The 10108-nt window shown below is 68.4% G+C and carries 15 protein-coding genes; 6 read left to right on the top strand and 9 right to left on the bottom strand.

The window, feature by feature from the left end; translation table 11 throughout:
* Window positions 1-97: 97 nt before the first annotated feature.
* From C1I98_RS28630 to C1I98_RS28610, 4 genes are all read left to right on the top strand, one after another.
* Complete coding sequence (locus C1I98_RS28630; RefSeq protein WP_111170513.1) at window positions 98-331, top strand: hypothetical protein; 234 nt, start codon at window positions 98-100, stop codon at window positions 329-331.
* Between the two features lie 184 nt (window positions 332-515).
* On the top strand, window positions 516-1415 hold the full coding sequence (locus tag C1I98_RS28625) for a phosphotransferase family protein (protein WP_111170512.1): 900 nt from the start codon (window positions 516-518) through the stop codon (window positions 1413-1415).
* A gap of 311 nt (window positions 1416-1726) precedes the next feature.
* Window positions 1727-2272, top strand: a complete 546-nt coding sequence (locus C1I98_RS28615) for a hypothetical protein (RefSeq protein WP_111170510.1) — start codon at window positions 1727-1729, stop codon at window positions 2270-2272.
* A gap of 93 nt (window positions 2273-2365) precedes the next feature.
* A complete protein-coding gene (locus C1I98_RS28610; protein ID WP_111170509.1) occupies window positions 2366-2596 on the top strand; it encodes a hypothetical protein in 231 nt (76 codons plus the stop codon).
* Between the two features lie 258 nt (window positions 2597-2854).
* On the opposite strand, the gene C1I98_RS28605 is transcribed toward C1I98_RS28610, so the two are convergent.
* The 9 genes from C1I98_RS28605 to C1I98_RS28570 form a co-directional block, all read right to left on the bottom strand.
* Complete coding sequence (locus C1I98_RS28605; protein WP_111170508.1) at window positions 2855-3418, bottom strand: class F sortase; 564 nt, start codon at window positions 3416-3418, stop codon at window positions 2855-2857.
* Window positions 3415-3894, bottom strand: coding sequence for a hypothetical protein (locus C1I98_RS28600; protein ID WP_111170507.1), 480 nt, complete (start codon window positions 3892-3894; stop codon window positions 3415-3417). The genes C1I98_RS28605 and C1I98_RS28600 overlap by 4 nt, the downstream gene beginning before the upstream one ends.
* Window positions 3891-4463: an RNA ligase 1 family protein gene (locus tag C1I98_RS28595; protein ID WP_111170506.1), complete on the bottom strand. Its 573-nt coding sequence runs from the start codon at window positions 4461-4463 to the stop codon at window positions 3891-3893. The genes C1I98_RS28600 and C1I98_RS28595 overlap by 4 nt, the downstream gene beginning before the upstream one ends.
* Window positions 4460-5101: a 3'-5' exonuclease gene (locus C1I98_RS28590; protein WP_111170505.1), complete on the bottom strand. Its 642-nt coding sequence runs from the start codon at window positions 5099-5101 to the stop codon at window positions 4460-4462. The genes C1I98_RS28595 and C1I98_RS28590 overlap by 4 nt, the downstream gene beginning before the upstream one ends.
* Window positions 5098-5268, bottom strand: coding sequence for a hypothetical protein (locus C1I98_RS41795; RefSeq protein ID WP_158558221.1), 171 nt, complete (start codon window positions 5266-5268; stop codon window positions 5098-5100). The genes C1I98_RS28590 and C1I98_RS41795 overlap by 4 nt, the downstream gene beginning before the upstream one ends.
* Window positions 5268-5654, bottom strand: coding sequence for a hypothetical protein (locus C1I98_RS28585; protein WP_111170504.1), 387 nt, complete (start codon window positions 5652-5654; stop codon window positions 5268-5270). The genes C1I98_RS41795 and C1I98_RS28585 overlap by 1 nt, the downstream gene beginning before the upstream one ends.
* A 36-nt stretch (window positions 5655-5690) precedes the next feature.
* Window positions 5691-6770, bottom strand: coding sequence for a hypothetical protein (locus C1I98_RS28580; protein ID WP_111170503.1), 1080 nt, complete (start codon window positions 6768-6770; stop codon window positions 5691-5693).
* A 56-nt stretch (window positions 6771-6826) separates the two neighbouring features.
* Entirely contained in the window at window positions 6827-7705 is an 879-nt protein-coding gene (locus C1I98_RS28575) for a hypothetical protein (RefSeq protein WP_111170502.1), read from the bottom strand.
* A gap of 172 nt (window positions 7706-7877) precedes the next feature.
* Window positions 7878-8081, bottom strand: coding sequence for a helix-turn-helix domain-containing protein (locus tag C1I98_RS28570; RefSeq protein WP_111170501.1), 204 nt, complete (start codon window positions 8079-8081; stop codon window positions 7878-7880).
* A 112-nt stretch (window positions 8082-8193) separates the two neighbouring features.
* On the opposite strand from C1I98_RS28570, the gene C1I98_RS28565 reads away from it, so the two are divergent.
* Window positions 8194-8844, top strand: coding sequence for a helix-turn-helix domain-containing protein (locus C1I98_RS28565; RefSeq protein ID WP_158558220.1), 651 nt, complete (start codon window positions 8194-8196; stop codon window positions 8842-8844).
* A 3-nt stretch (window positions 8845-8847) separates the two neighbouring features.
* Window positions 8848-10108: tyrosine-type recombinase/integrase (locus C1I98_RS28560; RefSeq protein WP_111170499.1), on the top strand; the 1261-nt coding region annotated here is incomplete at its 3' end.

Here is a 10108-nt window from a genome sequence, read left to right as displayed (position 1 = left end):
CCGCACAGGGACCCGCTGGCCCCTGTGCCCGCGCGGGCGGGCGGCCCACCACACCACGACCCGCCGCCCGCCCGCGCACTCCCCGACGAAGCGTGCAGTGGACGCGCTGACCCCCGGCCATCGCGTCCACCTCGCCTCGATGGAAGCCACATTTCCCGGCTGGGCCCTAGTGGTACGCGACGGCTGGTGGTGGGCCACCAAGCGTGTCCCGCCCACACCGGAGCAGATTGCGGCCGGCGTGCTGCCCGACTTTGCCCGGCCGGGGCCATTTGAGTTACTGGCCGCCCTCACTGTGCAGCAGGGCATTTTGATGAGCCTAGGCGCAGCCTGACCACGGAAAGCGCACCGAGTGACCATTGGTCCGAACGATTTTTGTCGAGATTGCGGGCACATGACGTGCCGTGGCCCCGGAAAGTGTGGAGAGTGCCCAATCTGTAATAAAGCTTTCGCAAAGAGGATCAGCATTAAGAAGCAGTTGAAGAAGCTGCCGAAACCACCAAAGAAGAAATAGGAATATGGGTATCCAATGGGAGCGGCTGCCGCAGCCGCTCCGCGACGACGTGGAGACGCACTTAGGGCCGGTCATCAAGACCACCCCAGTTCGCGGGCACGCGGCCGGCGCAGGGATCCGCCTCCTGCACGAGAGCCGCCGGAGTACGTGGCTCAAGGCGTGCCCCGCACGCCACCCCATCGCGCGCGTCTACGAGCGGGAACGCCAGGTCGGCCTGGTGCTGCCCGTCGCGGTGCCCACTCCGCGGATGCAGTGGTCCAGCACCGATCACGGGTGGATCGCGATGGCCCACCCGTTCATCGACGGGCGGGCGGCGGACCTGTCGCCCGGCTCACCGGACGTGCGGAAGGCCCTAGAGACGGTCGCATGCCTCGGCGACCTGCTCACACCGGGCCCGCCCGGCGTGCCGCTGCTGTCCGACCACGTCGGCGGCCTGCTGGGCAAGGCGCACGCGATACTTGATGATCAGAGCGTCATGCCCGCGGGCGATCGGGCCATGTATGCCGAATTGCTCGACGGCTTCGACGTGGGAGCCCTGGAAGACAGCACGCTGCTGCACTTCGCGCTGCACCCCGGCGCGCTCCGTGTGGTCGAGCCGAACGGGGTCAGTCCCAGCATGTTCGTGTTCGGCTGGGGCGCCGCCTGCCAGGGCCCGCCATGGGTCGAGTTCGCGATGTTCGCCCCATGGCTGATCTCCGCGGGCCATACGGTGCGGCGTACCGAGTCCTTACTGGCGAACCTCGCCGTGTGGCAGGCCGCGCCCGGTGATCAGGTGACGAGGCTGATCGCGCTGTGGACGCTGTTTCGCCTCTACAAGGCCGCGCACGCGCCGGAGTCCAGCCAAGCCGCATTCCAGCACGCTGCCCGATCCGGCCGCTCCTGGCTGCGACATCGGATCACCTGACGCCAGCGCCCGCCCACTGCCCAGCCGGCTCTGCACTGGCCGGCCGGGCACCCACCGACCAAGAGACCCCCGGGACATGACCTCATGACCACCACCACTCCCCGCCACCCGCGGGCAGGCCGAAGAAGGCCGTCTCGTTCGCCGAGTACGCCGCTCACCATTACGCTCAGCGCCGCAGCCTCGGGCAGAGGTTCGCCCTCCTCTACGGGACACCGCTCCTGTGCGCCGCTCTCGGGATCGTCCTGCGCCTGCTCACTGACGGTGATTACCGTCCCGCACTGCTCGCATTCGCCGCGCTGGTCGCCTTCGAGGTGATCACGTATGCCGTCGGCGGGAGGCCGCGCAACCTGCGGCTCAAGATCGAGGATTCCAGCATCCTGCCCTACCAGGCCGGCGGGGCCTACCGCCACGTGGTGATGGTGGGGCATGATCTGCTGCACGAGGCCGACCCGGCGCTGCTGCGGGTCCTGCTGGCCCGCGCGGAGCGCCGCGCCCTCCGCAGCGGGTGGTGGGGCATCGGATATCTGCTCCTGAATGTCTTCGGATTCGTCGTCGTCGGCGCGCTGGCCCCCGCCGCCCCCAGGACGGCGATCACGCTGGCGATCGCTCTCCGAGTGGCGTTCCTGGCATTTTCGTGGGGGATCGAGCTGGCCAGCGACAAGGCCGCGGTCCTGGCTCACGGCGACCGCATCGCCGAACTCGTGGACATCCAGGCGCAGGGCGCACAATGCCGCCGAGCGGAGCCGTGGTGGCGGCGCGCTGTGAGTGCGCTGCTCGCGCCCGAGCCCTTCGTTCCACCCGGGTGGCTGCGCATCTGGCACGGCCACCGTGTCCATCGAGCCGCCCTGCCCACCTGAGACCCCTCGGCGGGGCGCGATGCGCTTCCCGGCCTGTGCGTCCCGCCGAGGCTCACCATCACGCCTTCACGGCATAGATCTGCGAGGTACGACATGCAGCCTGTTCCCCACCCATGGGCCTTCGGGCCCGCCGATCGCCTCGCCGAGTGCTGCCACTGTGGCCAGCAGATCTATGGGATCTACACCGTCTACGGCTACAACTGGCGGCTCGCCGGCGTAGACGACAAGGGCCACCCCGTACCTCGCCTGAGCGAGGACACCTGCATACCGGGGCCGGGCCACCCCCTGGCGATGCCTCTCTCGCACGAGCCGGCCGAAGAGTAGACCCCGGCGGGGCGTGATGCGCTTCCCGGCCTGCGTCCCGCCGCCGAGGCCCACCTGCTTGTGGACGCCTGCGATGATGAAGGTGGCCGCACGACCAGAGTTGCTGGGAAGCGCTCATCTGGTCGTGCGGCCAAGCCCTCGCCTGGTCGCCAATGGCGAGATTGGATCGTATCCATCCATAACGTCACGAACATCCGTAAATGTGCCTAGTGAGCGAACAAAACCCCGAGTATCACCTGGGGATTTTGCTGCTCGGCATCACCTCGCCGCGGATGCGAACACCGTGACGTTGTCGCGATAGTGGCCGCTGGCCTGGTCGAAGCTGCCGCCGCAGGTGATCAGCCGCAGCGCCGGGCGCTTCGTCGGTGCCCAGATCTCCTCGGCGGGCAGCTCCTCCTTCGGGGTCTGCCTGGAGCGCTCGACGACGAACTCGTGGGTGCGTCCCTTGGCGTCGGTGACGACGACCTTCGCGCCCTTCTCCAGCTCGCGCAGGCGGGCGAACACATCCGGTCCCGACTTCGAGTCCACGTGCGCCGCGATCACTGCGGGGCCGGCCTCGCCCGGCCGCGGCCCTTCGCCGTACCAGCCGGCCAAACCGTACCGCGGAGTCTCCATCGCACCCGAAGAGGTCAAGCCCAGCGTGACCAGCTTCGCGCGGACCTTGATGGCTGGGATCTCGATACGGACCGGCGTGGCCACGGCGCTGCTCGGCGTGGCTGTCGGGCTGGCGACCGTGAGCAGCGCAGGTGGCGGAGCACTGGACGTCGCAGGCGCGCCGCACGCCGCGACCGCGAGCGCCAGGAGGACGACGGCGCGCTTCATGCCGTCTCCTCCCGGAGGAGCTCCCGGGCGCGAGCATGCGGACATCGCGGCTCGGCCTGCGTCCAGCCGTGCGGCTGGCAATGGCCGTGGTGGTCGTACCGGCACTCGCCCGGATCGGTGAGGTCGCGGGCCAGGGCGCGCACCCGCTCCATCTCGGCGAGCAGGCCGGGCAGCACGTTGCGCGCGGCGGCGAGCAGCTCGGCGATGTCGCGTCGCAGATCGTCATCCTCGCCGTCCCGCTCACCACGGTCCCATGTGTCCACGTAGCGCTCGTACAGGAGGTGGCTGGCGAGGTAGGCACTCGGCGTGCTGTACCCGGTGATCTCGCCGTGCTCGTCGCGGGTGACGCGAGTCAGCGCGGACTCCTGCCATACCTCGATCCGGCCCTCGCAGTCCGTGGTGTGCCACGGACCGGCCGGGAGCCGGTCGAGGAGCTCGCGCAGCTCGTCGAGCTGGTCGGCGGTCGGCGCGGTCAAGAGGCACCGCCTGTGGGGAAGTCCCGCCGTTTGATCTTCGCCATGTGGCCGTCGGGGTGGTGCCACACCAGTCCCTCGATGTGGCGCTCGCCGAGCCACACCGCGAGCCCGTCATAGTCGCGTGGCGCGCTCTTCGCATCCTCGCGGAGGCTCAGGGGCGCCCATCCGTGCCGCATAAGGACGTGACCAGCGAACTTGTCGGGATTGCCATTGACCTTTGGGCCGACCAGTTCGTACGTGCCTGGCGCGAATTCGTGGCCCGACACGGCGATGGCCTCAGCGTGGCATTTGGCGAACGAGGACTGCTCGATCGGCTCCCAGCCGTACGCCTTCCCGGTCTTCTCGTCCTCCTCGATGAGGAGGAAGTTGGGAGGGTGGGCCTTGCCTGGGCGCACCTCGCGTCGAGCCCACCATTGCCCGTCGTCGTCGAGCATCATGCACGTCCCGTCCCACTTCACGGTGACGATGCCTTCGCCGTCGAACACCCAGGCGCAGTCCGGGTTCGGCTCCCGGGTGATGTGCCGCGGGTTGTCCCAGTCCCGGAGGAACATTGTGGGGATCTTTCTCATGGCGCACTCATGACCGCGTCGTACACGTCGCGGACGAGCCGGGCGTCCCCCAGCGCGGTGTGAGCCTCGTACCCGTCAGGGTTGACGCCCACCACCCGATACAGCTCCACGCTCTTCCACGGTGGGACGGTCACGCCTCGGCGCTCGTCTATGCCGCTGCCGCCCGCGACGCCCTCCAGGTAGCCGACCGCCAGGGCCTCGACGTCGATCAGGTGGTAGTGCGCTGTCCAGCACTCGCCGTGAGTGCGCAGGAAGCGACGCAGGAACCGGAAGTCGAAGTCCGGCACTGCCCCGACGACGTGGGCCCCGGCGAGCAGCTCAGCCAACTTGCACGCCACCCTCGCCGCGCCTATGAGGGCCGGAGGCGTTTCCTCACCGCGGCGTTCCAGCTCATTGAGGTAGGGGCTGGCCAGCTCGACCGCCTCGCCAGGCGCGTGGATGTCGAGAAGGCGTCGCTCGTAGTATCGGCTGATCTTGAGCGACATCGGGTCGGCGGTCGTGAGAGTCGGCCGGATCTGCCACAGATGCTCGGCGTCCGCAGCGCCCGGCCGGCGGAGGATCGCGGCGATCTCCCACACCTCCCCGCGCTCGTCATCGAGCGAGGTGGTTTCGGTGTCCAGAAAAACGATCTTCGTCATTGTGGCTTCTCCTCGCTGGGTGGTGTCTCCTCGCCGGCGAGCGCCGCGGTGAGCACGCTGTGCCGCGCGTCCGAGACGAAGAACACGGCCAGCGCGGCGGCGAGCGCCACGCCCAGGAGCGCCGACAGACAGCCTGCGAGCAGTAAGTACGACACGAGCCTGTCCATCAGCTCTCCCTTGCGGGGTGGATCACGCGCCCGTCACGGACCACGGTGAGGGTGCCAGGGCCGGCCTCCATCCACGCTTCCATGATCGGGTCGTCGGGCATGCCGGGCGAGTAGGCCCCCACCGCGTCGTCGTCCTCGGCAGTGTGCGCCAGCAGGTGCAGCTCCAGGCCGTCGCTGGCATCGCTCACGATGTACGTCTCCCCCCACGCGGCCACGTCGCCGGCAGCCTCGTAGTGGACGTGCAAGATGTCGCCGACGCGGGCCGGGTACCATGGCGCGGAGGTGAGCACCTCGTAGCCGGCCTTGATCGCGGCGACCTCGCCGTACAGGTCGCGGCGCTGCTTCGCGTCGTCGGCCTGGGCCAGCGGACTTCGCTGGTCAGTCATCAGAGTCTCCGTATCTTGAGAACGATGGATGAGGTGTTAGTGCTTGGCGTCCGAGTGGGCCCGTAGGACCCGGACGCGCTCCTGGTGGACGATCGGCGCATCCTCTGGGCCTCGCCAGTGTTCATCGATCCACAGCGGGCGATGAACCTGACGCCTGGGGTACCAGTGGTTTCGCCAGTGGCCAGCGACCGGGAACCGGACGCCGAGCTTCCGCTCACCGGCCGCGGCTTCAGTACCATCGCTCGCTACACGCTCATACCGGCGTGGCCGGGCATCGAGAACCCGTACGTCACCTGTGGGGTAACCGGCCCGCTGAAGTTGGCGGCGCAGGTTCCGCCGGATTGTCTCGGCGCGCTGGTACACCAGCGGTTGACGCATAAGCAGCAAGGTGGCCATCAGATGCTTGGCCCAGTAAGAAGTGAATGCGGGGGAGTCGTGGCGCCGCAGGTCCGCCTCCCGAGCAGCGCGCTCCGGGCCCGCAGTGAATTGGAAAGCGAACTCGTTGTCAGGCATCAGGCGTGCTAGCGTGCCGCGGACATCCCCCCGAATACGGTCGTCGAGAAGGTTGGCCAGCATCTCCCGGCGGTCGCGGTAGAACGACATGAGCACACCGCCGCTTTGCCATTGGCCGGCCCCGTCGTAGGGCCCCCAGGTGGCGGCCGTGATCCCCACCGTCTCAAAGGGTTGCTTTCGGAAGTCGGCCGCGAGCCGGTTCTCCACGATGACCGCTGCCGGTTCTTCGAGCCGGTCGTATTGAACGAGTGGTGTCTCGAAGACGATGAGCCCGGCCGGGGATGGGAAGTCCTCGCGATCTGGCACAAAGGCGGGCAGTCCCACGGCGGCGGCTTGGACAATCTCGGTCATCTCCGCAGTGACGAAGTACAGCTCGGCGACGGCGAGTGAGCGAGCTTCCCGGTCGCAGAGGATCTCGGCGAAGCTCGCCATTAGGTCCGGGTGGCCGTCGTACTCCGGAAGTCCCAACATGGTGCCCGCATGCTGCGACGTGAGCGTGTGATAGTGCAGTCCTCGGCCGTCGCGTAGCCATTCCAGTAGGTCTCGACGCAATGCGGGGACGTCTCCCGCCTCGAATGGCGTGACCGTGGCGGAGGTGTTCATGAAGGTCTCCTTCAAAGGCTGGGCGGCGGGAGGGCGGCTCCGCCGCCCAGCCGGGGTCAGGCGGCGAGTCCCCCGCCGCCGGTGTCGATCCGCGTCGGCACCCGGACCTCGTTGATCACCCGCACGACCCGCTGAACGGTCGTGGTCGTGGCCGTCGGCGCAGGCTCGGGCTCCGGCTCCTCAGCCGGCGGGGTGGTCTCCGGCGGCGTCGGAGCGGACGTGGTCGGCTCCTCGGTGGGAGTGGTGGGAGGCGCTCCCGGAGTCGGGCAGGCGTCCACGCGGATCGTGCCGCGCCACCACCGCGTCCAGTACTCACCGCTACGGGCGCGGTTCAGCGCGACCTGGGCGTCGGCGACCTTCGCCACGGCGTCGGCCAGAGCGTTCTCCGCAGTGAGGTACGTGTCGATGAGAGCGACCTTCTCCCGTGCGGTCGCCTTCCTCTCCTCGGCCTCCTGCGGGCTGTTCACGATGGCCAGCAGCCGGTCGCGCTCGGCCGCCCAGGTGCCTGGCCAGTCCGCGGTCTTCTCCGGCAGCGCGGCCTCGGCCTGGTCCCGAGCCGCCTTGGCGGTGTCCCGCGCGGCCTGGGCCGCCTTCAGCGCTTCCTCCGCCGCACGCACAGCGCGGGCCTTGGCCTGCGAGTCGTGCAGTCGCGCGATCCACTGGACGGTCAGCGCGCCCTGGCCGTACTCCGGTCGCAGCGACCGCTGCTCACTGGTACGCGGCGCGACGGCCGCCGACCGTAGATCGTGGCCGACCACCCGCCAGCGGAACTCGGCCGGGCTGCGCGTCGGGTTGGCGAGCACCAGAGGCCCGCACTCGCTGGTGACGCTGGCGTGCGGCCGTACGGTCGCGGTGCCTGCGCTGGCCGTGCCGACCGCGAAGCCGGTGACCGCGAACACGCACGTCGCCAAGACGGCGACGATCCTTCTGATCATGATTCCCCTTTCGGGAGTTCCGGCCCGACCGTCGGGCCAGCGCGGTGGGCCTCGATGGCCTCCGCGAGCGCTTGGAGGTCGTAGGTGTGCGGGTGCGACCAGTCGCCACAGGAGCAGATGGCGTACGTCCAGCCATCAAAGGCTCGGCGGCGTCGAGTGATCTGGTGTTCGGTCACGATGCGCGCCGTTCCTCCTCGGCCGCCTCCTGCTCCTTCTGCCAACGGATGACTTCCGCGCGGTTGTACTGAACGAGGCCCATCTGCTTGAAGCTCGGTGGTCCCTTGCGGCGGTGCCGCCACTGGCGGAGGGTGCCGGGGGGTCGGCGAAGGTAGGCCGCGGTCTCGTTGGTGGTCCAGTACTCGGTGTCGTCGCTCACGATGCCCCCTCTCGTGCGGTTCGATTTCGACCGCTTGAGAACGATGGAACGGTGTGAACGTTTTGTCAAGCGGTCTATTCCGATACGCACGAACGTAGTACCGTGTAACGCGATGAACGCAAACCCGCTGAGAGTCGTCGTGGGAGAGCGCGTTCGCGCTCTCCGCGAGGCCGCTGGCCTACGCCAAGAAGACCTGTCCCGCGCCGCGCGGGCCGCAGGTCTCGCCTGGCCGCGCAGCAAAATCGCCCAACTGGAGCGCGGCGACAAGGCGCTCAGCGCCGAGGAGCTGCTGCTGCTGCCCGTCGTGCTCGGCTGGGTGCTCGACCGGCCCGTGCCCTGGCGCGAGCTCGTCGATGGTGACATCGCTCTGTCCGACCAGGTGACCATCGCCGCCGCTGACCTGTCCCGGTACATGGCTCTCCCGCTGGCCGAGCTGCTCGCCGTGCGGGCATCCGACCCGGGCGAGGTGTGGGAGCGGATCCGCGGGCGGTGCGCCGAGCTGGGCATCCCCGCGCAGCCGCCGGCCTTCGCCGAGGTCCTGGCCGCGTCCGGCGAGGCGGAGTATCGCGCCGCTACTCGCCTCAAGGAGAGCGGCGAGGTCTACGCCGCCATCTCGGCCCATCTGTGGGGCCGGACGATGTCGGCGGAGCGGGACGACCTCGCGGAGGAGTCAGGGGCGGCAGCGGCCGGCCTCACGGCGCACCGGGGCCGGGCGGCCAGGACTCTCGACGAGGAAGTCCAGGCGTTCATCAGAAAGGAGTGATGGATGTCGCATATCGAAGATAGGTGGTACCGGAAAGCGCGCGGCCCCGACGGGAAGATCCTGCTCAACGACCGCGGCAAGCCGGTCATGGAGAAGGATCCGCAGCGGTATGGCAAGGGCAAGCGGTGGCGGCTGCGCTTGGAAGGCGGCCGGCCGAGCGAATCGTTCGCGACGAAGACTGCCATCGATGCCCGGAAGAAGATCGTCGATGCGGAGGTGCTCACCGACACCTACATCGACCCCAACGCCGGAAAGATCACGTTCGAGGAGCACGCGCGTGGGGTGATCAAGACTCGCTCACTCGATCCTGCGAGCCGCGAGCTGATCGAACAGCGCATGGAAGATCACGTCTATCCGGTGATCGGGGCGACGGCGATCGGGGAGTTGTCGAAGAGGCCGAGCAGGATTCAGGCGCTCATCAACACGATGGAGAAGAAGGGGCTCTCGCCGAACACGATCGACGGAACCATGAGCTACGTCAACCTCGCCTTCGCCGCCGCGGTCGAGGATGAACTGATCAGGAAGAATCCGTGCAGGTCCTCGACGATCAGCTTGCCGAAGATCATTGAGAGGAAGATCGTCGTCTGGACACCGGAACAGGTCTTCGCCATGGCCGAGCATCTTCACGCTCGGTACAGTGCTGTGGTGGCGGCTGGGGCCGGGATCGGGCTGCGTCTGGGAGAGATCCTGGGGCTCGGCCCTGACGACATCGACTGGGAGCTCGATGTGGTGCATGTCCGGCGGCAGCTCAAGATGCTGAAGGGCGCGGACCGGAAGAGCGTGATGGTGTTCGCGCCACCCAAGGGCGGCAAGGAGCGCGATGTGCCTCTCGCCGGGCTCGTCAAGCTCCTTCTGGTCGAGCACATGCGACTCTATCCGCCGATTGAGGTCAAGCTGCCCTGGGGAAGGGTGGATGGCGAGTTGGTCGCGGCGCGTCTGTTCTTTAGCACCAGCCGCGGCCGGCCAGTAAGGGACAGTACGTTCCGTCCGACGTGGCGATCCGCGTTGAGGCGGGCGGGCATCGTTCCGAAGCTGGCGAAGGGCCAGTCGGGCGCGGCGTTCCGTGAGCACGGCCCGCATATGTTGCGACGGTACTTCGCGTCCGTGTTGATGGCCAAAGGCGAGAGCCCCAAGGCCGTCTCGCTTTGGATGGGGCACGGCGATGGAGGGGTGCTTCTTCTGAGGACCTACGCCCACCTGATGCCCTCCTCGGTGCAGCAGATGAGGGCGTCCATCGACCGCGCCCTCCCGCTAGCCCCCACCG

Source organism: Spongiactinospora gelatinilytica (genome assembly GCF_003236385.1).
Classification (GTDB): Bacteria; Actinomycetota; Actinomycetes; order Streptosporangiales; family Streptosporangiaceae; genus Spongiactinospora; species Spongiactinospora gelatinilytica.
Note: the sequence above shows the minus strand (reverse complement) of the source record. Positions and strands in the feature narration are given on the sequence as shown.

Excerpts from the sequence above, each read along its gene's own strand:
- C1I98_RS41795 (WP_158558221.1), bottom strand. The coding sequence starts at position 5,268 with ATGGACAGGCTCGTGTCGTACTTACTGCTCGCAGGCTGTCTGTCGGCG.
- C1I98_RS28590 (WP_111170505.1), bottom strand. The coding sequence starts at position 5,101 with ATGACGAAGATCGTTTTTCTGGACACCGAAACCACCTCGCTCGATGAC.
- C1I98_RS28565 (WP_158558220.1), top strand. The coding sequence starts at position 8,194 with ATGAACGCAAACCCGCTGAGAGTCGTCGTGGGAGAGCGCGTTCGCGCT.
- C1I98_RS28585 (WP_111170504.1), bottom strand. The coding sequence starts at position 5,654 with ATGACTGACCAGCGAAGTCCGCTGGCCCAGGCCGACGACGCGAAGCAG.
- C1I98_RS28605 (WP_111170508.1), bottom strand. The coding sequence starts at position 3,418 with ATGAAGCGCGCCGTCGTCCTCCTGGCGCTCGCGGTCGCGGCGTGCGGC.
- C1I98_RS28575 (WP_111170502.1), bottom strand. The coding sequence starts at position 7,705 with ATGATCAGAAGGATCGTCGCCGTCTTGGCGACGTGCGTGTTCGCGGTC.
- C1I98_RS28610 (WP_111170509.1), top strand. The coding sequence starts at position 2,366 with ATGCAGCCTGTTCCCCACCCATGGGCCTTCGGGCCCGCCGATCGCCTC.
- C1I98_RS28595 (WP_111170506.1), bottom strand. The coding sequence starts at position 4,463 with ATGAGAAAGATCCCCACAATGTTCCTCCGGGACTGGGACAACCCGCGG.
- C1I98_RS28625 (WP_111170512.1), top strand. The coding sequence starts at position 516 with ATGGGTATCCAATGGGAGCGGCTGCCGCAGCCGCTCCGCGACGACGTG.
- C1I98_RS28580 (WP_111170503.1), bottom strand. The coding sequence starts at position 6,770 with ATGAACACCTCCGCCACGGTCACGCCATTCGAGGCGGGAGACGTCCCC.